18 protein-coding genes are annotated in these 23,112 nt (G+C 40.0%); 3 read left to right on the forward strand and 15 right to left on the reverse strand.

The genetic code is table 11. The features are described from left to right. Positions 1-44: 44 nt before the first annotated feature. The 3 genes from EZ444_RS19210 to EZ444_RS19220 form a co-directional block, all read right to left on the reverse strand. Entirely contained in the window at positions 45-572 is a 528-nt protein-coding gene (locus EZ444_RS19210) for an OmpA family protein (protein WP_131610768.1), read from the reverse strand. Between the two features lie 151 nt (positions 573-723). Then, on the reverse strand, positions 724-1,872 hold the full coding sequence (locus EZ444_RS19215) for a TlpA disulfide reductase family protein (RefSeq protein ID WP_165503667.1): 1,149 nt from the start codon (positions 1,870-1,872) through the stop codon (positions 724-726). A gap of 28 nt (positions 1,873-1,900) precedes the next feature. Further along, positions 1,901-2,665 (reverse strand): sterol desaturase family protein, encoded by a 765-nt coding sequence (locus tag EZ444_RS19220; RefSeq protein ID WP_131610770.1) that lies wholly within the window; start codon positions 2,663-2,665, stop codon positions 1,901-1,903. Positions 2,666-2,733: 68 nt separating this feature from the next. Between EZ444_RS19220 and EZ444_RS19225 the strand changes: the two genes are divergently transcribed. Continuing rightward, entirely contained in the window at positions 2,734-3,264 is a 531-nt protein-coding gene (locus EZ444_RS19225; RefSeq protein ID WP_131610771.1) for an NDR1/HIN1-like protein, read from the forward strand. 13 nt (positions 3,265-3,277) lie between these two features. Here EZ444_RS19225 and EZ444_RS19230 read toward each other — a convergent pair whose 3' ends face one another. The 12 genes from EZ444_RS19230 to EZ444_RS19285 all read right to left on the reverse strand — a co-directional run bounded on the left by EZ444_RS19230 (position 3,278) and on the right by EZ444_RS19285 (position 20,597). After that, positions 3,278-5,188 (reverse strand): TlpA disulfide reductase family protein, encoded by a 1,911-nt coding sequence (locus EZ444_RS19230; protein ID WP_131610772.1) that lies wholly within the window; start codon positions 5,186-5,188, stop codon positions 3,278-3,280. 51 nt (positions 5,189-5,239) lie between these two features. Further along, positions 5,240-6,073 carry a hypothetical protein gene (locus EZ444_RS19235; RefSeq protein WP_131610773.1) on the reverse strand — a complete coding sequence of 278 codons (834 nt, stop codon included), beginning with the start codon at positions 6,071-6,073 and terminating at the stop codon, positions 5,240-5,242. Between the two features lie 10 nt (positions 6,074-6,083). Next, positions 6,084-7,502, reverse strand: a complete 1,419-nt coding sequence (locus tag EZ444_RS19240; RefSeq protein ID WP_131610774.1) for a RagB/SusD family nutrient uptake outer membrane protein — start codon at positions 7,500-7,502, stop codon at positions 6,084-6,086. 10 nt (positions 7,503-7,512) lie between these two features. Continuing rightward, positions 7,513-11,073, reverse strand: coding sequence for a SusC/RagA family TonB-linked outer membrane protein (locus EZ444_RS19245; RefSeq protein WP_131610775.1), 3,561 nt, complete (start codon positions 11,071-11,073; stop codon positions 7,513-7,515). A 27-nt stretch (positions 11,074-11,100) separates the two neighbouring features. Beyond that, on the reverse strand, positions 11,101-12,231 hold the full coding sequence (locus EZ444_RS19250; protein ID WP_131610776.1) for a TlpA disulfide reductase family protein: 1,131 nt from the start codon (positions 12,229-12,231) through the stop codon (positions 11,101-11,103). A gap of 10 nt (positions 12,232-12,241) precedes the next feature. Further along, positions 12,242-14,275, reverse strand: a complete 2,034-nt coding sequence (locus EZ444_RS19255; RefSeq protein ID WP_131610777.1) for a M1 family metallopeptidase — start codon at positions 14,273-14,275, stop codon at positions 12,242-12,244. Positions 14,276-14,375: 100 nt separating this feature from the next. Next, on the reverse strand, positions 14,376-15,527 hold the full coding sequence (locus EZ444_RS19260) for a FecR family protein (RefSeq protein ID WP_131610778.1): 1,152 nt from the start codon (positions 15,525-15,527) through the stop codon (positions 14,376-14,378). 6 nt (positions 15,528-15,533) lie between these two features. Then, positions 15,534-16,082, reverse strand: a complete 549-nt coding sequence (locus EZ444_RS19265) for a sigma-70 family RNA polymerase sigma factor (protein ID WP_131610779.1) — start codon at positions 16,080-16,082, stop codon at positions 15,534-15,536. 25 nt (positions 16,083-16,107) lie between these two features. After that, positions 16,108-18,189 carry a carboxy terminal-processing peptidase gene (locus tag EZ444_RS19270; RefSeq protein WP_131610780.1) on the reverse strand — a complete coding sequence of 694 codons (2,082 nt, stop codon included), beginning with the start codon at positions 18,187-18,189 and terminating at the stop codon, positions 16,108-16,110. Then, positions 18,179-19,156, reverse strand: coding sequence for a hypothetical protein (locus EZ444_RS19275; protein WP_131610781.1), 978 nt, complete (start codon positions 19,154-19,156; stop codon positions 18,179-18,181). The genes EZ444_RS19270 and EZ444_RS19275 overlap by 11 nt, the downstream gene beginning before the upstream one ends. Continuing rightward, the gene (locus tag EZ444_RS19280) at positions 19,157-20,131 is read right to left on the reverse strand and encodes a TlpA disulfide reductase family protein (protein WP_131610782.1); all 975 of its coding nucleotides are present in this window, start codon (positions 20,129-20,131) and stop codon (positions 19,157-19,159) included. Between the two features lie 154 nt (positions 20,132-20,285). Beyond that, entirely contained in the window at positions 20,286-20,597 is a 312-nt protein-coding gene (locus EZ444_RS19285) for a hypothetical protein (protein ID WP_131610783.1), read from the reverse strand. Between the two features lie 240 nt (positions 20,598-20,837). Between EZ444_RS19285 and EZ444_RS19290 the strand changes: the two genes are divergently transcribed. Next, a complete protein-coding gene (locus EZ444_RS19290) occupies positions 20,838-22,754 on the forward strand; it encodes an ATP-dependent DNA helicase (RefSeq protein ID WP_131610784.1) in 1,917 nt (638 codons plus the stop codon). A gap of 98 nt (positions 22,755-22,852) precedes the next feature. After that, a partial coding sequence (locus tag EZ444_RS19295) for a transposase (RefSeq protein ID WP_165503668.1) occupies positions 22,853-23,112 on the forward strand: 260 nt, incomplete at its 3' end.

A 23,112-nucleotide genomic window follows, 5' to 3' on the forward strand; every position in this document is an offset into this window, starting at 1 on the left:
AACAGTGTTAACAATGCAGCCCCTAAAAATCTTATTAAAAATTACTAGTTCAGCTTAAACTCAACCCTACGGTTCAAAGCCTTACCCTCTTCTGTGGTATTAGGTGCAGTAGGTTGTGTAGCGCCAAAACCTTTTACAATTAAGCGGCTTCCGTCGATCCCTGCATTTGTCAGGTATGACTTCACAGAGTTTGCTCTATCTACAGATAAAGACATATTGTGCTCCGCAGATCCTTCAATTGAAGAGTGACCATTGATTGCAAATTTCACTGATGGATCTTTCTTCATTTCTGCAGCAATCTTATCCAACACTTCAAATGAAGCTGTTTTCAATACGCCTGAGTTAAACTCAAACTGAACATTACTAAAGTTGTAATCTGGCTTTTCTTCTACAGGTGCTGGAGCTGGTTTTGGCTCGGGTGCAGGTTCTTCTTTTTTCACTTCTACCGGTGGTGCTGGTTGCTCAACTGGCGTAGGTGGTTTAACAATTGCCTTCTTTGTTTTACAAGACTGTACGGAGATCGCAAGCAAGCCAACGGCCGCCAATAATAAACTGGTTCTTAAAAATTTCATTTGTTTATTTGTGTTTGTGTTCGTAATGTTAAAAAATAAGTTTCACATCTTAAAAAGAATACCAACTTAAAACGAACATTTTACACAAATAGTGTTGAAGAATTAAATTCTATGGTTGACTTCGATGAAACCAACCATAAAATTAAGTCTATCATCTAGCATCTGAAGCACCAAGCAACTCTTCCAGCTTACGGTCCAGCTCATCTCCTCTCAGGTTCTTCGCCAGTATTTTCCCATCCGGACCTATAAGGAAATTGTTAGGTATCGTTTTCACAAAATACTTTACAGCCACTTCATTATCGCCGCCTTTAAGATCAGAAACATTAGTCCAGCTAAGCCCATCATCTTTGATCGCTTTTAGCCAGGCAGCTTTCAGTCCAGCATTGTCTAAAGACACCCCCAACACGGTAAAATTCTTGTTTTTATATTTTTGATATACTTTTACCACATTTGGATTTTCCTGCCTGCAAGGAGCACACCAAGAGGCCCAGAAATCTAACAGTACATACTTACCTTTAAAATCGGATAATTTTACAGGCTTACCATTGCTGTCATTTTGCGTAAAATCCATCGCTGGCTGTCCCAAAGCCAACATCTTGGTGGCATTTATTTCGCCCTGAATTCGCTTACCTAAGGGGCCCGATTTTAAACGCGGCGAGAATTTAGCGAACTCAGTTTCTGCACGTACGGGATCGATCACAATTGGCACGACAGTTTTAAACAATATTAAACTATAATACGAATCACGATTGCTACGCATAAAATTAGCATGAATATTCTTCGCCTCTGTATCAAGTGTCTTTAATTGCTCATTAAAACCCGCAGTGTATATGGAGTCCTTTAATTGTTCTGGAGTTCCAGATTTGTATTGGGACATAATTTTACCGGCTCTCGTTTGAATCCCGGCCATTATAGCTTTACATTTTGCGATATCATCGTTAACCACGGAGCCCTTTACTACAGCAGAGATTACAGAGTCGGTTTTTGAGATAACAGTTGTTGTTCCCGGCTCCAGAAAAAAATCAAGCAGATCTGAGGGTGTACGTCGGGTTGCGATTCCCGGTAACTTCTGCCGTTTGATTTTTAAGTATGCCTGCGCTACCTCAGACAGGGCGCCATTAAAAGTAAAAACACCATCCTTTATATTGGCAGAATCTATAGTGGTTTTACCATCTATAGTAAAATAAAGGAAAGCCTTCGCCGGAAAAGGCAGCGGCCTTAGCTTAGCATTTAGAATAAATTTTTGCTGACCCAAGGTTACAAATGGTAGCAAACATAGTAATAGTAGTACTTTTCTCATGGTTGTTTCGGTTTTGGTATAACAGAATTTAGATTCTTCTGCTTTGTATTTTGTCGTATTCTTTAACATAATCAGGGTGTTCCGTATTCAGCAGTCTATCCCATATTCTGAAATACAATCCATAATTCCCTTTAAACTTACTATGATGCAAATTATGATGTACTGAGGTATTAAAGATCTCGAACAGCCAGGTTCTTCTAAACCATTTTGGAGCGATCTCATACCCCAAATGCCCATAAACATTAATAGCGAAAGCAACAACAACAAACAGTTCAAGTGCAATAGGATGAATAGGAATCAGAAAAACGATTAAGATCAAAACAGCGCCTTCTGTCCAGGCTTCAAAAAAATGAAACGAATAGGATGTCCAGGGAGATGGATTCGTAGATTTATGATGTAACAGATGTACACGGGGGAAGATCACCTTAACATGTAGCAAACGATGCATCCAGTAAAAGTAAGTATCGTGTATAATTAGGCAAACAGGCAGGCTTATACAGAACCACCATAAAGGATAATCTGTAACCGCCTCGTAAACCTTTGTGTATCCCTTTAGAGGCGTAAACAATACCAGGCAACCTATAATAGCGTGGATTACCGTAGTTTGCATAGAATACCAGATATCTCTTTTAAAATTGGATCTGGCAGCATGCCCCAGTTGAATCTTCGCTTTATACAACTTCCCGGCAAATAACTTGTAGCATAAGGCAAATGCAATACCAGCCATAATAAAATACCTAATTGTTGAAATGCTGAACAGCACTAAAATTTTATCTATCAAATCTGTTAACATTTCGATGCTTTAAATGAGGTACTTTTCATGGACGTTTTATAACTAAGGCATCGGTTAACTAAAAAAGGGTGAAAAGAATTAAAATAATTCCATTCACCCTTTTTAGAGATAGATATGCCTTAGCTATTAAATCAAACATGATGCTAACCAAACGTAATTTATCGCTGCTTGTATGTACAATTCTACTGGGCTGTGCTCCATTTAAAACCCCACAATTCAGAATGCCATCTCTACTGGATGTGGAAGTACTTAAATGGGATGGCAGTAGCCCTACTATCCGCACAAAAGCGGTATGTTACAACCAGAATCATCTGGGCTTTCAGTTTAAAGGCGGAGAAGTCACAATTTTCCTGGACACCCTAAGACTAGGGAAAGCCCTAATTGACACGACATTCTATGTCCCTGCACAGTCTGAGTTTACTGTACCAGCCAAATTAAAGATTGACCTCGCCTATCTTTCTGCACATGGTTTAAAATTGGATAGTACGATGGTTACCCTTAATGGAAAATTTAAAGGCAGTATTGCTGGTATTTCAAAAACACTAGACATCAGCTATAAAGGGCTCCATAACATTAACCTGATTATGGAGCCCTTTTAATTAAAAAAACTAGCTACTTATTCAGCAATTTTTCTATCAAATGATCCATTTCCTCATTCAATCCTGATGACACCCGCATCAGGATTTTTCCTTTCTGGTCCAGCAATAACTTAGTCGGATAACTTGTTATACCATAAGCCGAAACAATATCCGGAGCGCCTGATCCCTCATCATTCAATACGTGTACCCAGTTGATATCATCTTTCTTAATTGCTGCATGCCAGGCCTGTTTGCCCTTCTCCAGATCTTTGCTCTTTTCATTTGCTACAGCAACAATTTCAAGTCCCTTGCTTTTGTATTTACCGTACAACTCCTTTAAATGAGGATGAGTTTGTCGACAAGGTACACACCAGCTTCCCCAAAAATCAAGCAATACCAGCTTACCGCGATAATCGCTGAGGCTTATGGACTTGCCATATTGATTTTTACGGGTAAAATCTTTGGCATTCGTTCCTGTCGAAGTGATTTTTAGTCTGTCTATTCTAGCCTTTATTGTTTCCCCAATACTGGTGTTTTTAAGCCGCTGTGTTAATTTTCCATAAGCTGCAGCATAACTGTCGGCGCTATACATATAATCCAATCCATTTAGTACATACAGGCTGACAAAAGAATCCGGATGTTCTGCTATAAACTTCCGTTTCATATTTTGCTTTTGTTTATTGTACAATACTCCTTTAGTGTTCAGCAATTGGTAAATCGCAGCTCCATCTTTTTTATAATCCAGCAAATCAAGTTCCTTCCCAAGCGCCCTTTCTCCGATATCCGTTTCCAGGATCTGGTTCAATTGGTTATAATCTGCTGTAATATCTTCATTGATCAACTTTTCTTTAGCAAGAGCTGCCATTATCACCTGCATATTAAGGTCTGATAAGGATACGTCATCAACTGTATTATTAGCGCCTAGGTTATTAACCGGAAGTAATTTTTCCCTGAACAATATTTCCCGTGCCATAGCTGACTGGATAGTTCCATCAGGACCAATTAAAAAACCGGAAGGTAATATCGTTACATCATATAGCTGTGCAGCCTTATTTCCCTGTGCATTAAAATCTCCAACCTGTAACCATGGTACCTGATCCTCTGCTACTGCCTTTAACCAAGCCTCCTTATTTTTATCAAGAGAAACAGCCAGAATAACAAATTTACCGGTAGCTTTTAACGCTTCATTCAAAGCTTTGAGTTTTGGTTGCGCCGCACGACAAGGTTTACACCAGCTGGCCCAAAAATCAAGGAATACATATTTACCTCTAAAATCCGAAAGCTTAATCGGGTGTCCCTCAGGATCAATAAGTGTGAAATCAGGCGCGATTTGTCCGGGACGGATGGATAGTATGGTCTTTGCCCCACGACTGAGCTCCTTCCCCATTTCGGTATTTCGAAGTCCATCTGATAACAAAAGGTAATTCGCTGCTACAACACTATCTCTGTATCCAACTAAATTCATCCATTCCAGACTAACTCTTGAATTCGGATGCTTCCTGACAAATCCAATCATGGCTTCTTTTTGAATGGTTTGACTGGCACCTGAATAGCGCTTCATTAATGCTGTGCGTTCCTGATTGTCTACATTAAGCTGTGTTCCTTTAACAGTACTACGAATCAGCGAGTCTTTACCCTGCACCTGTATGATCCCATTTTCAAGATAGATGGATTGATAGTCCATTGGCTCCACATCAGGCTGTTTTCCGGCACGACCCAATAACAGAGAGGCTTCCATAGCCTCCGGCACAATTCCGGCAAACTGAAACACCCCATTACTAACCTTACAGGAATCCTGTATCATCTTTGATCCGAGCTGATAAACCAGGTGAGCTTTAGTTTTAGCTGGCAGGCCGTTAATCCTACCTTTTATTATAAATTTCTGCTGCTGGCAGATCCCCATCAAGGGGATCGCCAGAATTAGCAGCGAGCATATTTTTTTCATATGTATGTTTTGGTTTCCTATGGATTTACTTACTGGTCAGCAACACCCCTGTTAACGAGCGATACCTTGCAAATCAACCCCGTATACTTCCTTATAGTAATTAACAATGATGTTATATTTTAGCTTATACTTTCCATTCGGGTCATTCGCCGGCAGGAACAGGCTTTGCTCTATCTCCCCTAAAGTATTTGAAACAATAACATCAATGTATCCTTGGAAATCACCATACAGATCCGGAGATAATGCATTCACATCTGGCATAAAAACCCCATAGTATTTTTTAGTCCAATCAAACACATCAGCATAATTGGTAGCGCTAACAAAGGCTGGAGGCAAAGTGATTTTACCATAATTTACGGCTTGCTTCCAAAATTCTCTATGCAAATCTGACTTCATTACCCTCAGTTCATCGTCTGTCATACCCGACAAACTACTACCGGCACGACCAAAAGCGAAATGGCTGAAAGCGCTTACACTATTTACGGGGGTAGCGAGCGTATCGTTATAAAAAGTAATTTCTCTGATCCTGGCCGAAAGGATGATTTTATAAGGCAAAGCTTTCTTAAGAAAGTCCTGACTATAAAATTTGAACAGATATTTATCCAGTGCGTCAAGTGCTGGTGCAATATAATTTTCATCGCCCTGATCTGCTGTATAAGAGAGATTATTGGTAATATTCCATTTAAAATCCTTTTCAGTAAATCTATATAAAATATAGCAGCCATATTTATTGTGAAAATCTATGATCTGCGTATCATAAGGATGATTGCCTTGCGGCAGGCTGTATTCAGGTACGATCTTATCCGGTACTATGGCATCTTCTTTTTTACAGCCTGCAGCCATGAGCAGAAGGATCAGCGGATATAATATATTTTTTAATTTCATGATGATCTGATTAATGTCCGATACGTGGTGCGGGGGCTGGATTAGGGATCAATTTTGTATTCTTTTCCAATACTCCTTTTGGGATCTGAAGTACATACGCCGGATCATGATCCTCCAACACATACTTTAAGGTTAGCGTATTACTTTCCCGGTAAAAATGTGTTATTGAAGGCATCCCATGGCGACGAAGATCAAACCAGCGGTGGCATTCTTCGCCAAAAAATTCACGGCGTTTTTCCTCATAACATTTCTGTAGCAGGTCATCTGCATCGGTACTCACTAAATCATGATAGCTATCTGTAGTAAATCTTTTCTTCCTTAATGTATTTAAATCATTCAGTGCAAGCAACCCATGTTGTGTTTGCCCTAGTTTATTCAATTGCGCATGTGCCTCCGCACGATTCAACAAGGCCTCTGAAATCCTAAATGCTTGTGCGACTTTTGCAATACCAACGATAGGGCGCTTCATTGATCTTTTATTTTTGATGTAAATGCTGGCTCTCAAATCTCCTGTTTCATAGCTGGAAAGCAGGTCATTTGAAAGCGTATATTGATAAGCTTCATTCTGCTGACCAGTCGGAAAAACGGCTTCGTGGGGAGATCCATATACCCATACGACTTCCTGATTTTGAGTCCCAATGATTGGTTTATTATTTTGATCGGCTCCGCCCCAGGTATTCAGGTTCATCAGGTCAGACTTCCTGTTCAACACATTTGTAGCCGCCTCAATAACTTTTTCCCAATTACCCATGTATAGCTGCACCCTGGAAGAGAGTAAATAACCGGCGAGATGGTTGATCCGATAAAGACTAGTATTTTTACCACTTCTTTCCATCAATTCAGTTCCTTTATCCAGATCTTCTAAAATCTGTTTATATACTTCGGCTACGGTATTACGTGATTTACCTTCAAACGACAAGCCAGAGGCAAGCATCAGTGGAACACCTGGATCCTGATCAGGGTTAGACAATTTATCGGTATAGGGTTTTGCGTAGAAATTAACGAGCTGAAAATAATTAAATGCCCGCAGGAGGTACGCCTGACCAGATACATTCTCTATCTCTGCAGGCGTACCTGTTACTTTAGGTGCATAATCAAGCACCAGATTACTTACAAGAATCTTTGGATATAAGTTGGTCCATTGCATTGATCCACTCCCGCCGGATTTCGTTATAATTTCGGGTTGCCAGGTATAGGAATCGTAAACAAGGCCTTTAGCTACTAATGTATTGTCATGAACCATGTCATCATCCAAAAAACGGATACCTACATCCATTGCACTACCACTACTTCCAAGTATCATCTCATTAAGGGCTGAGGCGGATCTGGGAATTATATCAGTCTGGGACTGCTCTTCAAGAAACTTTTTACAGGATGAAACCGGTAAAATGGCTGAAAGAAGAAGTAAAATAAGTATATTTCTTTTCATTTTATTTTGATTAAAAAGCTACATTTAAACTCAACGTAAAAATTTTACTGATGGGTAATGCGGTTGTACCCACACCATCAATTTCCGGATCCTGCCCTCTTAGTTTTTTATCTGCGATCACAAATAAATTAGAAGCAGTCCCCGCAATAGAAACCTGTTTTAATTTCATACGTTTTACGAGATTTTCAGCCAGTCGATAAGAAAGATTCAGCGCGTTGCACCTTAGAAAACTACTTGAAACCAGATTTGCATCAGAAAAGTTGTACATATCATACCGACTCATAGAGTTACCATCAGCTGTAAATACATATCCGCCGTTACTAACATCAGCGCTTCTGGGATAAGCAGGAACATTAGTAAAAGCTTCATCACCTGGTTTACGCCAGCGTTCTCCCAAAATTGCCGGCAAGTTCTCATCCGGCATCGGTATGGATAGGTCCATTACTTTATAGATCGGATTTCTTAACCGCTTTGAACCTATTTTATACGAAAAAGACATTCCAAAAGAGAAAGCATGATAATCTACAGAAGTAAACAATCCGCCACTCATACTGGCATCTCTTGTACCTGCAGGTTTAATATAGTCCATTAGAGACTTCTTAAGTTCCGGCCCACCATCATCTATTCCAACAAACATAGGCACACCTGTTTTGGGATTCAACCCTTTAAATGAAAAAACATAGAAAGTATTTACAGGCTGTCCTTCAACAAGCTGCCTCCCTTCGAGGTAATCCCTGAGGATTGAACTTGTCGCTTCAACTGTTCCTGGCTGAAGGGTATTAAAGTTTTTTCCTGAATTGACCGAAATCCGCCAGCTTAAATCTCTGGAACGAATTAGATTCAGTCTTACCTCCATTTCATATCCGGAGTTTTTGATGTTACCTCCATTCACTAACATGGTTGACACGCCATATTCAAGAGGAATAAATTTTGGGGTAATGGCATCTGTTGTCAGTTTATGATAGTATTCAATACCCAAATTCAGGAATGAATTAAACAGATCACCATTCAATGCCACATTCATACTTTTGGTTTTTTCCCACCTCAGATCAGGATAAGGCAAAGACTTGATATTCAATACATATTCATTAGATCCCGGGTGAATGCCTACTCCGGTATCCGGCAATCTTAAAATAAGGTCTGGACCTACAGAGTTAATTACATTCCCCTGAAAACCGTAAGAGGCTTTCAATCCTAAATTACTTACAATCCTGTTGTTCTGCATCCACTTTTCCGCACTGATATTCCAAAGGCCGGCAATACTCCATGCGGGTAAGAAACGCTGGTTGGCATATTGACCAAAACGGTTAGATGCATCTGTTCTTATATTCCCATTTAAAACATATTTTCCAGCATAACTATAACTGGCAGTACCAAACAATGATAAAAAATTATTAATGGTATTCACCTTCTTCGGACTGATCAGGTTTATGGAAAGTGGCACAAATGCAAACCCTTCACCTTTATCCCGCAAATAGCCAGGAAGATAGTTATCCAGTCCGTCGTTCTTTAAAGACCTAATCTCGTGTCCGGCTACAATATTCAACTGATCATTTTCACTAAAGACAGATCTGTTAAATTCGGCCATATTACGAAACGTATACGTATAGGATGATGAAGTTGATGGGAGTAATACACCGCCAAAAGGTAAAATAGAAGCCAGCTCCGTGGAGCTTCCCGGAGTTACAGAACCATAGTTATATCCCCTGGTTGTCGCTACATAATTACTAAGTTCAGTTGCATATTGTTCTGCACTTTGCGTGTTGGCGTTACCGGATATCAAAGAAGTAAAGTTAAGTCCGCGGAAAACAAGGTAGTTGAGACTTAATGACGTTGCTACTCTTGTATCTTTAATAGAACTTCCTGTTTGTTCTATTTCATTTAGCATATTATAATCCAGCATTGGACCTATTCCAAAAGCATCTTCTTCGGCTTTTGGATAGATGAGTGATGGCGAAATTGCCCTGCTTGTCTGTATCGCATAGTCGAGTGGGTTTACGCTAAAATAACCGGTAGAAACCCGATGACTGCTACTCAGATTAAAAGCAAGCTTTAACTTTCTGTTAAGTTCAGAATTCAATACAAAAGAAACACCGCCCTCATTCAACTTGTCTTCTTTAGCGGGACTCTTATTACCCTCATAAGAAACAGAAGTATAAAAGTTCGTTTTTTCATTGCCACCAGAAAAACTGAGGTGCTGTCCTACGTTCAGCGTATTTTGAAACAATATACCAAACCAATCTGTATTTATTTTTTCTAAGTCAGCTACCTCTTTCTGAAATTGACTTTCGGTAATTTTTTTATTCATCAGATCCTGAAAAGCACCTTCATAGCCAATTTTAACTGGTACGTTTCGATAGGTATACCCGTCCTGGTACATTTCTCTTGAAAACCGAACCCGCTGTTGCGAATTCATCAGCTGCATACTGCCATAGTTTGGCTTGAGTGATGTGCCGTAGGTACTATTGTAACTAATCGCCAATTTACCGGCCTTTCCTTTCTTTGTGGTGATCACGATCACCCCATTTGCCGCGCGGGTTCCATAAATTGCTGTTGCAGAAGCATCCTTTAGAAAAGTAATGCTCTCCACATCGTTTACATTCAGGCCACTAATGGAGTTTCCTGTTAAGTTGCCCTTTGACAGAATTCCGTCTTTCAGGGCAATCAGATCGCGGAAACTTGGATCAAGCCCCATCAGATTATCAGGATTAATGTCTGTTGGATTTTCCCGGATAATCCCATCTACTACAATGATAGGATTTGCGTTTCCTATCAGTGTAGAGGTCCCCCTGATCCGCATAGATGGAATCGCATTCGGGCTTCCCGAAGTTTTCACAACAGATAGTCCCGGAACCTTACCTTGCAACATGGAAACAATATTTGTAGCACCAGGTTCTTTGACGTCTTTTCCTTTTAAGGTATAGGTTGAACTTGCGGACAAACGTTTGCTCACCGTCTGATAACCAGTTACCACAAACTCTTCCATCTCATTTAATTCGGGTTCTAGTCTAACCGCTAGCATTTCTCCTGATTTTGGCCTGATGGTTTTCTTTTGAAATCCTACAGACGAAAAAGTGAGGTTTTTCCCTTCTTCCAATAAAATGCTAAATGTGCCCTTTTCATTTGTAAATGTAGTAGAGGGTGTTCCGGTTACATTTACAGTCACTGCCGGGATCGGATTACCCTTATCATCCTGCACCATCCCCCTCAAAGTATTGCTAATTTTAGCTTCTTCATCCTCCTCTTCTTTAGGCGCAATGACCATTACTTTGTCCATCATCACAAAGGTGAGGGCAGAACCCTTCAATAGCCGTTTCATTACAGATTTGAGCGGTTCATTTTTAGCTATAAAAGTTTGGCGCGGGCTCTTCTGTACCAGTTCCTGATTGTACACGATCTTAACCGAAGTTTGCTTCATCACAGCCTGAATGATCTCTTCAAGCTTTCCATTACGGATATTGATGTTAACCTTATCTTCATTTTTCTGCTGTGCCAATGCTGGCTGCAGAAAAACAGTTAAAAACATGATGCCGTAAATCAGGGCACATATTGTTCGATAAAAATAATTCATGAGTTTGGTTTAGTGGTGAATGCTGAGTTATTTTAACAATCTGATTAAAGTATTTTCCAGCGTCTTAGCACCCGGATTAGTACCATCCCGGAAGCCTACGCCTACGATTTTACCTGTCGGATCAATTAAAAAATTGGCAGGAATACCTTGCACGTTGTAAGCCAGTACCGCAGCATTCTGCTCCGCTTTCAAATCCGACAAATGTAACCATGGCATTTGTTCTTCGGCAATGGATTGTAGCCATTTTTCTTTGTCTTTATCAAGGGAAATACTTACAATGGTAAAATTCTTGTCCTTGAACTTTTCATAAACAGATTTTAATTCAGCAATTTCCGCTTTACAGGGTGTGCACCAGCTCGCCCAAAAATCTACCAGTACATACTTGCCTTTAAAGTCCGCCAGGCGGGTCAATTTGCCATTCGCATCAGGTTGACTAAAGTCTGGAGCCTGCTTGCCCATCCATTGAGCTCTGGAACCAGTAAGACCAGACAACATTGCTGTTGTGATCTGATTTTTAGCACCACCAGTAAATTTATTCAGATAAGCCAATGTCTCCTCGCGCGTTAGCATATTAGGCAAAACGGCATTGAGCAAATAAGTAGAGGGGCCTGAGTTTAAATGATTATCGATCCATTTTTTACCACTTGCGGTAACCAATTGCGTTAACATCGTGATCTGTGCCGTAATTGAATTCACTGCCTGCTCATCGCCTATCTTTCTGGCTTCTCCCAATTCGATACTCAGCTCGTCGATTTTTTCCAGGTTACGATAAGATCCTTCCATAGCTTTTTCCATAGCCACCCAATCAGATACAAAAGCATCCCCCGTAAAAGTTGCTCCCTTAAACCCTGTTCCATTTCCGGCAATATTTATTTTTCCCGCTTCCAGGTAAACGACCATTCCCAATCCAGTTTTCTCGGGATTTTTGCCGGCCTGCAAAATGAAGGTAGAACCGCCCCCTTTCATCGGGTTGGAAAAAGAGAAACTATTGTTTTTAACATAGGTTGAATCTGTCGTTTTATCGATCGGGTTCCATAGATAAACCACGTCATCGTTGATCAATTCCGGCATCTTAGCCGTAAGTTCCAGTTTATCCTGAGCAGAAACACTAAGGGCGAAAATACTCAGGCCTAAAAGTGATAATATTGGTCTTTTCATTATTTTAAGATTAGTTTATGGTTAGTTTAAATTGCTTTTTCTTTAACATGACAGGAAGCAGCGTCAGACCCGCAGGAACCGGTTTGCGCACAGTGCTACCCTGCCAGGTATTGTTACTGTGATCCTGATCCGGAAGACATTGATCGGGGTCAATCTTTACAGAGATGACTGTAGTAGTTGAAGGGTAATGGAAAACCCATTCCGGGCCTTTCTGCCAGATTTCGGCAGGTAACTTAACGCGTTTTATATTCCCGTTAAATTCAACAACCTCTACTACAACAGGCATCACCATCTTTCCTTTATTCAGAAGCTTAATATTTATGCCTTTTTCAGGCTGGTTATCAACATACGCAACCTCTGTTAGGGCTTGGTCCAACCTCCAATCGTTCATGAACCAGCTTTGCCAAAACCAGGAAAGATCCTCTCCTGTCGCACTCTCCATGTAACGGAAGAAATCTGAAGGCATCGGGTGTTTAAATTTCCATGCGGCAATAAATCCCTGAAATGCAGGATCAAATCGTTCCGCTCCTAAAACCTGCATTCTCAGGAGATTTATTGCGATTGCCGGCTTCATATAGGAGAGTAAGGCAAAATTATTGTAGGTAACGAGTTCAGCGGGAGTAGCAGCTGTTTGTCCTGGTTTTGCCTTTGTAAGCCATTGGACAGCATCGGGCATCTCAAACGCAGTTTGCCTTTTTAGCTGTTCTCCATTTACATGATTGATAAAAGAATTAAAACCTTCAACCATCCAACCATGTCGGCCATTAGCGGCGACCATGATGTTAAACCAGTTATGACCAAGCTCATGATTCAAAATCGGCCATACACCGTTTGCCGTCCCATTTGATTTATAATAAAGGAAACAAGCACCCGGCCCCGCAATCCCTGTAACTAAGCCACCGATATTTACAGCCGTAGCATAAGGATAAGCACCCCAGAGTTTTGAATAGTTTTCCAGTATTTTTTTCATGGATTGTGCGGATTCCTGCCAAGCAGCAAAATTGCTCTCCACAGGATATAAAGACATCGCTAAGGCCGGTGCTTTACCAGGGATATTTACTTTTACAGCATCCCAAATAAAAGCCTTTGATATTGCAAAGATCGCATCGCCAGCATTATCGGCTTTAAAGTGCCAAGTGGAGCGGCTACCGGGAGACTTTGTTGTCGACAGGTTAATTTCTTCCGGCCTGCAAATCTGAACTGTTGTATCACTTTTAGCTGCCCTCATCAGCCGATCATATTGTAGTTTTGTTAAAACCTCCCGGGGATTTACGAGGCTGCCGGTACCCTGAACTATCATTTCAGAAGGTACATTTATTGAGTAATCTAATGTACCTGGTTCCACATAGTAACCTGCGTTCGTGTTCCAGCCCTTGATGTTGTCATAAACAACTACACGGGGAAACCAGGACGAAATCTGATAAATTGATCCGTTTAAAGAGGACATCACCCCCATAAAGTCAGATCCCTTAACAGGTAGTGTAAAATGATAATTAAGGCTCAGCGTAATACTTTTTGAAGGCTTAAGTGTATTTGGAAGATTGATTTTGAGTTGATCGTTCATTAGCTCATAAGCTGCCTTGGCTAATTGGCTCCTGGATTTACCCGGGACTGAGACCTGATCAAATACGAAGCCTTCGGTATACTCCTGAATACCAAAACGGCTCCCATTTATGGGAGTGAGCGCCGAAGCTCGCGAATCCTTCCTAAAACGATTCTGTGCAAGGCCAATCCAGATTTCATGCAGATCATGAGGGCTGTTATTGGTATAAGTGACTGTCATTTTAGCGGAGAAAACCCTTGATAAAGTATCAAAACTCCCCACTATTTTATAGTCTGCTTTATTTTGCCAATACCCCACTCCCGGCCTGCCATTTGCAGTCCTGTACAAATCGTCTGGCGGATAACTCATTGACTTAAAAGTTTCATGAGGATCAAATAGTACCGCTTGTTGCGCATACAATGGCTCCATGAAAAAAGCCATGGCCACAACCCATAAGCAAAGTGTTGCGCTTATTTTTTCTCTTAAAGAATTTAACTTCATTATAGTTTAGGTTGGTTTTTAGTATAGGCGACACTTGTACAAAAAAGGGTGAAAACAATTACAAATTATTTTCACCCTTTTTTGTAATAGGCCATAAAACTTATCGTTGTTTTACCTGTACTTTATTTCCATCAATCTTAAAATCAACCTGGTTACTACTAAATTTAATGTTGTTTAAAATCTTGCTTACTTCTTGTGTTTTAGGCATATCAATAGTGAAATGCAGATTTTTAAGCGCATCATTTTCAAAACTGAATACCAGGTTATACTCGCGTTGCAAGCGGGATGCAATTTCTTCCATCGTACTGTTGTCGAAATAAATATCCGAATCTTTCCATGCGGTATAAACTCTTAAGTCTGACTCCGCTTTTGACAACTCCTTTTCCTGCTTATTGTATTTCCCCAGCTCGCCAGGCAATAGATATATAGATTGATTTCCGGCCTCCAGGCTAACCTTTCCACGTTCAAGGGCCATGTGTACCACATTTCCAAAAGTATTAATGCTGAATGCTGTTCCCAACACCTTCACATTCAAGCTTTTTAAACGCACTATAAACGGCCTATCGGCATTGTGGCTCACATCAAAATAAGCTTCTCCCTCTAATGTCACTTCTCTTTTTGCAGCTGAAAAAACTGTAGGATAGCTCAATTTTGATCCTGAATTTACCCATACTAAGGTACCGTCACTTAGTTCCAGCTTGGTATACTTACCATTAGGCACTTCAAGTACATTCATTTGTAATTCAGCCCCTTCTTCTTTAGATAAACTGGTTTCTTTTTGATAAATAAGGGTACTACCATTCAAAGTGGCACCTTCCGATTTTAAAACATTTGCCTGACTTGCTTCCAGTTCAACAGTCTCGCCATTTGCTAACGTAAGGTGAATCTCATCGGATCCCTTCGAGGAAGATTTAACAGCATCGTTCTGCTTTAAAAACAACCACCAGGCGGGTGCCAGTACTAGTGCAAGGATGGCGGCAATAGCCATTGCCCTATATAATTTACTTCGATTAAGCTTAACTACTTTCAGCTGTTCCTTTTCTTTATGCTTTGCCTGTAATTCATCCCAGCCTGCCGCTACCGGAAATTTATGCTCCGGATTTTCTTCCTTTAACCTCATATTTGTTTCTTCTGCCAGTAATAGCAATTCAAGCTCCTCTTCATTCAATTCTTCGGCATCCTGATCGTTTTCATAATTGCCTTCTATATGCTTCAACAGCTTATCCCAGTTTAATTTTTCTTCCTGATCCATATCCTGTTAATAAAATCCAATCCATATACCAACTAAAACCATTATCCTAACCAGTGACTGACACTCACGACGTAAAAACTCATACGATAGTTTAATATGTGTTTTGACCGTATTTACAGAAATATCCAGCTGTGCAGCAATTTCTGTGTATTTTAATCCTTCTTTATTGCTCAATAAAAATACATGCCTTCGTTTTTCGGGCATTTGCCCAATAATTTCCCATAGTACCAGATCTCGCGCAGTTTCATGTTCCTGAACATCCTGATCTGAATAACTGGCCATATTAGCAGTCTTTTTCCGCAGTATGTCATCGTTAAAATCTACCTTTTTCGACTTTTTCCGATAGCTCAAGGAAGCGTTCCTTACTGCCCGGAAGGCATAGCTTTTAAAACTCGCATGAATTTCTATCGTTGACATTTTATCCAGACAATAGAGAAAAAAATTCTGAACAATATCCTTGGCGACCTCTTCATCTTCTACCACTTTATAGGCAACAACACATAAAAAGGAATAATGCTCCCGGAATAAAGGTTCTATCTTGGAAAGCTCTGCCATCGGCCTTATAGTTTAAGTATTAGGGTTATTTAACTGTAATAATTTTAGTCACAATATCCAGACTTTTATCAATGTACAAGTCTGCCGAGAGCCCGTCAATCCACTTCTTATACCATTCATTACCTGGATCAGCACTTTGGTCCAGTGTCCCCTTCACTTTATTCTTTTTAAATTCAGGTAGTAATATAGCTTGGTCAATATGCTTGGCAAAGACCGACAGTTTAGCTTGCTCTTTGTTAAACTTATCTATGTTTAAGCTCACAGGACTCAGCTGATTTTGCGCCAGCAATTTACTATTTTCATCTACAATCTTAAACTTTTCATCCTGTCCCGCCGATTCTTTCGCTAAATGTAAGATATTGTTCCAAATAGCCGCTTTATTAGATTCCGTATAAACAGCAGGCTGAATACTATCCCAAGTCAAAGCTGTCACATTATCCTTTTCTCTGATCTTAAGATAAGCCAGTTTTCCCGGCAGGATTACATCCGCTTTAACCCCTCTTAATTGTGTCGAAGCGCCATTAACCCTATAAAACTGATGTTGAGTAAGTCTTAATGAACCATAACTTACATTTGGCGTTCCCTTGGTCTTATCTCCCATTTTACCCATTGGGAGCGTTGCTTGTGCTGTTCCCTTTCCATAAGTTGATGGACTGCCGATGATAATTCCACGTTTATAATCCTGAATTACCGCAGCAAATATTTCGGAAGCCGAAGCACTTTGTTCGTTCACCAAAACAACAAGAGGGCCTTCGTACAATGAGGCTTCATTCGTAGTATGTATTTTAAGTTGATTTGCGTCCTTGATTTGAACTTTTGGCCCTTTTCCTAAAAAGTAACCACTCATTTTAACCACTTCATCCAATGATCCGCCGCCATTACCGCGCAGATCAAAAATGATTCCGTTCACATTTTCCGCTTTTAATTTAATCAGCTCTCTTTGCACATCATCCGCAGAACGGATTCCGGCAGGATTTACCATGTCGACGTAAAACTCCTGCAAGTAAATGTAGCCAATTTTATAACCGTTCTTTTCAATAACAGCGCTCCTCGCCCTTCCCTCCTCATCCTTTATTTCACTTCGCTTCAGCGCAACGGTTTTCTCCTGTCCGCTGCTTTTCAACAAGCCCAAGGACACTTCGCTGTCCTTTTCCCCGCGGATCATATCAGCAATATCAGTGATGGGGACTCCCGTAACATCTTGCATAGTGCCTTTTGCATCACTGATACTCAAAATCCTATCATTAACGTCTACCAATCCACTTTTTATGGCTACCCCACCTGGTCTTAACGATTTAATGAATACATCACCTTCTTTATCCTGAAGTTCTAATCCCAATCCATAGAATCGTTTTGCCATCTGGTCATTAACACTCCTGGCTTTCACCGGAGGGAAATAGGAAGTATGAGGATCTACTTCAAGCGTAATGGTATTGATGTATTGACTAAATCTTTCATTTAATGCCGATGGCCCTGTTAGGTTTTTAAATGTATTGGAAACCCATTTGTCTACTTTTACCCTTGCTTCTTTCTCTAGTGCAGGGCTATAGTTTTTACCATTGTTCAGATCTGACATTTTTTTCAAAACCAGATATTTAGCTTTTTTTTGCCACAACTGCGTCAATGCAGCTTGGTTGGCAGCAAAATCACATAAATCTCCATTCAGTTGAATCGTTTCATTTTTAGCAAAGTCAAAAGGCTTTTCCAGGATTCTCTTATAACCAGCAGCAGCCTCATTTAATCTTTTATGATATATCTGATATGCGGCAGTAAAAAAATCAGCGGAGCCCTCCTGCAATTCATTATCGATAACCAACTCATATTTCTTTAAATATTCAAGATCACTTTTCAAAAACACATTCTTATTAGGATCCAAACCCGTAAGAAATTTCATCCAGATAATTTTAGAGAAATTATCATCAATGGATTTGGGTCTTACATGTTTATTTTCCAGGTTCTGCATCACCCTTAATATTGTATTTTTTTGAACAGCCACAATGTCGGGAACTTCCGACTGCCCCATTGTGCTCTGCAGGGGTCCTAAAAAAAATACTACAGCACAAAAGGCTGATTTAAATACGTTTAAATGGCTGTTATTATTCATCATTCTTGTTAATTTCGGTTGTCATTTTCGCAACATTCACAAATACACCGATAGATCCAATATCCGGTAAATGTGAATACATAATCTTTTGATCACTTATAATCATATGCCTTGTCAGGCTCATTAGCATAAACTGATTGGTAAATTCATTCTTATTTAAGGGCGAGAGCTGCAGTACGTGAGCGCCTGTAACCGCCTCGACAGCCGTGTTACCCGGCTTAATATTTTTCCCCATATCTATACGAACAAAAAGAATTGAATCCTTACCCGCGAAAGAATCAGCAACCTTTTCAAATGCTTTTTTTTGCGCCGACGCACTATCAATTGAAGCGTTCCCGCACAATACCTGCATAACCAGGACTTTGCCCTTAAATGAAGCGGGTGTTAAAATTTCTCCTTTGCTAGTTTTTAAACTAAACTGAGGACTAATGGCTCCTCGTTCAATGAGTTTATATTTGTCAAGCAAAATCTTCGTATTAGCAATGAATACCTCATCTTTAATTACCAGTTTTGCATCATTAAATAATGATTGTGCCTGATCTGATAAACCTTCTCTGCCAAGTTCCGCCTTCAGTACTTTATTAAAATACATCTTTTTCAGTGCCGTATTTTTCACATTATAGAGCAGATAACTTGCCCGCTCCATATCTGAGCTTGTACAGCGTTCCTCTCCTTTAACCAGTTTGCGTAAGTTAAAATAGGTGTCAATATATTTAACAGGATTTTTGATTCCCTTAATTAACAAGGCATGGTCGATATCTAACTTCTCGAATGTAGCTTCCATCATTTTTTTTGAAGAAGGATCCGTATTCCCGGTCTTCAGCCATACATCTGCCGCAAGATAATCCGCATATAGCCTTCCCATCCTAGCATTGTAAATCTTATCTATAGATGGCTGAAATAATTTCTGGCTATGAACATCACCAGCATTTAGGAAGACCATCAAAACAATTATTATTATATATTTCATCTATTTATCTTTAAGTGTTTTCTCTATTTCTACTTCAAGTGTATTCTTCAGCTCAAAGTCTATTGAGGCTGCAACCTTTCCTTCACCATTTACAACTACCAAAAACGGGATGCTATCAAATCCAAAGACACTTCTCAAACCATCCTTGTCAAAGCCTTTTTCGTCTCTTACCTGAGGCCATTCCATTTTTTCCTGTTCCAATGCTTTTTTCCATTTTTTATCCTCACTATCCATGGAAACGGCAAGAAAAACAACATTTTTATCTTTAAATTTATTGTACAGTTCCCTTATATGTGGAATTTCTCTCCGGCATGGTGCGCACCAGGAAGCCCAGAAATCGATTACTATTGTTTTACCTGCATACTGGCTCAAATCAGACTTACTACCGTTTACATTTAGCATTTCAAACACAGGAACCTTTCTCCCAGGTTGTGTTTTTGCCATCATCTCCATTTTTTTCTTCAGCAATCTCCCATAATGCATTTCTTTGGCCCGGTCACCTAACAATGCATAATGTTCTACTACTCTCCTATAGGGATAATTGGCATAAAGATTTACCAGGTATCCTGAAAGCTCATTGTCATTGTGCCCCTTAATAAAATTTGCGAGTTCAGTTGGCTGAAGAAGCCTCCATTTGCTATATAGGTCATTCAAGGGACTCCCTTTTAACAAATTGACGGTTAAATCATTGATATCCCCCTTAAATGTCATTTTTGTGTTCTCTAGTAACACCAATACGCCAGTACGGTTGATATTCAAATAACATGAGGTGGCATACTCCATTTCCCCTTTGATGGTGAACCGACCATTTTCAATTTCCACCGGGCCTGCAATCACCTTATTATCTTCAGACCTCGTGATCCAGGCTTTGCCATATTTTGCTCCTGTGATTTCTCCATTGATGACAAAACCGGCATAGGCTACATTAAAAAAAGGCACCAAAAGGAGCATTAAATAAAAGGTTCTTAAATTCATTCGTTCGGTTGGTTTAGCTGATAAAATTCGCCTGATGGCGGTATAACATTTTATTAGGCGAACAGAAATGAAAAAAGGGTGAACAGATTTTAAAAAAAATCTATTCACCCTTTTAAAGGTCTTTTATAATACTTAATTGTTTCTTATCAATCGATTAGGATTTGTCAATCACACCAAAGGCTACAGTTTTCCATTTGATATAACCCAGTTTTGCACATTGATCGGCTACTTCGGACTCTATACTGCCCGGCACATCATTTACAATCTTCCAGCGAACGCTGTATTTACTGTTATACCCGATATAAATTACGATATCGTCAAATAAAGGCTCAACTGTTTCCAATCCCTTAAGGTGTACATCCTGCAGCTCCTTAGCAAAGCGTGCAAGTCTTTCGTTCATCACTTTTGCCAGTGGTGGTGCTGGCTTAACATCTGGTTCTATAATCGCAAGTACAGTTACAGTCATCGGCTAAATATCAGTAATACTACTATTTTTAGCAAAGCTAACTATTATTCCGGAATTTATTAACATTTATGATCCGAATACTACTGTTAATGTAATACCTATTAACTTACTTGCCATTACATTAATTGATTATTTCACGTAAACACCTAACAAACAACACGAACCAAATCCAGCCCCTTCAACCATCACACATTATCAACAATAAGCGCAACAGCAAAAAATTTCAATTAAATTTGCAGAATGAGTAATGGCGGTTCTTCTAATTCAATTTTCGACAAGGTTCTATCTTTTATCGACTACAGCAACCAGAGTATTTTTCTTACCGGAAAAGCGGGAACAGGAAAAACTACCCTACTAAAACGGATCAAGGAAAGCTCTTCGAAAAAGATGGCCGTTATCGCTCCAACGGGCGTTGCCGCTATGAACGCCAAAGGCACCACCATCAATTCCTTTTTTCAATTGCCTCCAGGCTCATTTTTTCCGGGTGACATTAGTCTTGAAAACCTCCAATCGGGTATACTGTCCATTCAATCGATGGTTTCCGATTTAAGTTACAGCAGAGAAAAGACAAGCCTTTTTAACGAACTAGAGCTCCTGATCATTGATGAGGTATCTATGGTCCGTTGCGATTTATTGGACGTAATTGATGCTATATTGCGAACTGTAAGGAAAAACAATGCCCCTTTTGGCGGTGTACAATTACTCCTTATTGGCGATTTATACCAGCTGCCACCGGTTACCAAAAGAGAAGATTGGACATTTTTAAGCAGAGCCTACCCTTCTCCTTACTTTTTTGATGCATTGGTTATCCGCAGAAATCCCGTTTTACAAATAGAACTGACCACCGTATTTCGTCAGACCGAACCAGAATTCATTAATATTTTAAATGACATCAGAAACAATCAGATTAACGAAAGTGGGCTGACCTTATTAAACAAAAGATACAATCCAACACCCCATACCAATGATGAGGTAAGTCCTATCATCATCACCTCTCACAATGCCGAAGCCAACACCATCAATAAAGAAAAACTGGAAGAACTTGCCGGTACAGAATACACCTTTGAAGGTGAAGTGAGTGGAGAATTTAGAGATCTTGGTTTACAGGCAGAACAAAGTTTAAAATTGAAGGAAGGTGCACAGATCATGTTCATCAAGAACGATACTGGCGAGAACCGTAAATTCTATAATGGAAAGATTGGAAAGGTAAAATCTGTTAAAGAAGGTGAAATCTATATTTCCTTCCCCAATGAACCCGACTTTTTATTAGAAAAGACTTCATGGCAATCCTTCGAATACAAAACAGATACAGAAGAAGCCATAGTTCAACAACAGGTAGGTGAGTTTTCGCAATACCCGATTAAGCTGGCCTGGGCAGTAACTATTCATAAAAGTCAGGGCCTAACTTTTGATAGTGCCATTATCGATGCTGGAAAATCCTTTGTTGCCGGTCAGGTGTATGTTGCATTAAGTCGTGTAAGGACACTTAACGGTCTAATCTTAAAATCAAAAATCAGCACAGAAAGCCTAAGGTCAAACACAGAGGTGATCAATTATATGAATCCAGCACAGGAAACTGAGTTGGACGATATCCTGATTGCTGCACAGGAAAGTTTTATCCTGCAATTGGTCCTGGACCATTTTTCTTTTAGCCGCATCTATACCGGATTGGAAACCATGGCATCTAATCCTGAAGTGGTCAAATCAATCCTACCGGAGTTTAAATCTTTATTAGCCCAGCTTAACAAATCAGTCAGCGACCTATTGGCCTTGTCAGACCGTTTCCAAAACCAGGTAAAGCAGCTGCACAAACAAAGTGGGTTTAAGGAACAAGAGGCACTTCAGGCCAGAATTGAATCCGCATTAACCTATTTCATTAAAGAACTCAACTTGCAGCTCATCAATCAACTCAATAAAAATATCAGAATCAAACCCAAAAACAAGATCCAACAACAGCTTCAGCACTTGATGCAAAAATACAGACAGGTGATAGAAGGCAGGATTGCACTGATGCAATATGCTTCAGGCTTGTTAAAAGAGCCTATTAAAGCCGAAGATTATACTGCGTGGATCAATAAGCACAAGGTAAAAGCCAATGCAAAACCAGGTTCTTCTTCAGCGGCACAACAGTCGACTGTTAACTTGCAATTGTTTTAAATAAGACACTATAGCTTTTCAACCCCTTCGAGAGTCCTTCGGGAAGCGCTTTACACAACATGTCGATTCCTAAAAAAGCTATACACTAAAAACAGTGTATGGAAACAAAAGAAACGGAATTTCTTTATTCCTCTCGTAGGAATAATAAACAGCGCTTTGATAAGCGTTTAATAGCGCATATTGTTGATCTGGCGGAACAAGGCGTTCCTCGCAGAGATCTGGTAAATGATTATGGTATGAGCCCCGGTACGCTCATTGATTGGATAGCCAAATATGGTTCAGGCATAGCCAAGCACAAGCGTTATACCGCCGGAGAAAAGCGGTCGGTCATCCGGGCTATAAAAGCAGGAATGAGCGT

The sequence above is a fragment of the Pedobacter hiemivivus genome, assembly GCF_004331685.1.
Taxonomy (GTDB): Bacteria; Bacteroidota; Bacteroidia; order Sphingobacteriales; family Sphingobacteriaceae; genus Pedobacter; species Pedobacter hiemivivus.

Excerpts from the sequence above, each read along its gene's own strand:
- EZ444_RS19280 (WP_131610782.1), bottom strand. The coding sequence starts at position 20,131 with ATGAATTTAAGAACCTTTTATTTAATGCTCCTTTTGGTGCCTTTTTTT.
- EZ444_RS19210 (WP_131610768.1), bottom strand. The coding sequence starts at position 572 with ATGAAATTTTTAAGAACCAGTTTATTATTGGCGGCCGTTGGCTTGCTT.
- EZ444_RS19275 (WP_131610781.1), bottom strand. The coding sequence starts at position 19,156 with ATGAAATATATAATAATAATTGTTTTGATGGTCTTCCTAAATGCTGGT.
- EZ444_RS19270 (WP_131610780.1), bottom strand. The coding sequence starts at position 18,189 with ATGATGAATAATAACAGCCATTTAAACGTATTTAAATCAGCCTTTTGT.
- EZ444_RS19250 (WP_131610776.1), bottom strand. The coding sequence starts at position 12,231 with ATGAAAAGACCAATATTATCACTTTTAGGCCTGAGTATTTTCGCCCTT.
- EZ444_RS19255 (WP_131610777.1), bottom strand. The coding sequence starts at position 14,275 with ATGAAGTTAAATTCTTTAAGAGAAAAAATAAGCGCAACACTTTGCTTA.
- EZ444_RS19290 (WP_131610784.1), top strand. The coding sequence starts at position 20,838 with ATGAGTAATGGCGGTTCTTCTAATTCAATTTTCGACAAGGTTCTATCT.
- EZ444_RS19245 (WP_131610775.1), bottom strand. The coding sequence starts at position 11,073 with ATGAATTATTTTTATCGAACAATATGTGCCCTGATTTACGGCATCATG.
- EZ444_RS19240 (WP_131610774.1), bottom strand. The coding sequence starts at position 7,502 with ATGAAAAGAAATATACTTATTTTACTTCTTCTTTCAGCCATTTTACCG.
- EZ444_RS19235 (WP_131610773.1), bottom strand. The coding sequence starts at position 6,073 with ATGAAATTAAAAAATATATTATATCCGCTGATCCTTCTGCTCATGGCT.
- EZ444_RS19215 (WP_165503667.1), bottom strand. The coding sequence starts at position 1,872 with ATGAGAAAAGTACTACTATTACTATGTTTGCTACCATTTGTAACCTTG.
- EZ444_RS19230 (WP_131610772.1), bottom strand. The coding sequence starts at position 5,188 with ATGAAAAAAATATGCTCGCTGCTAATTCTGGCGATCCCCTTGATGGGG.
- EZ444_RS19220 (WP_131610770.1), bottom strand. The coding sequence starts at position 2,665 with ATGTTAACAGATTTGATAGATAAAATTTTAGTGCTGTTCAGCATTTCA.
- EZ444_RS19285 (WP_131610783.1), bottom strand. The coding sequence starts at position 20,597 with ATGACTGTAACTGTACTTGCGATTATAGAACCAGATGTTAAGCCAGCA.
- EZ444_RS19265 (WP_131610779.1), bottom strand. The coding sequence starts at position 16,082 with ATGGCAGAGCTTTCCAAGATAGAACCTTTATTCCGGGAGCATTATTCC.
- EZ444_RS19260 (WP_131610778.1), bottom strand. The coding sequence starts at position 15,527 with ATGGATCAGGAAGAAAAATTAAACTGGGATAAGCTGTTGAAGCATATA.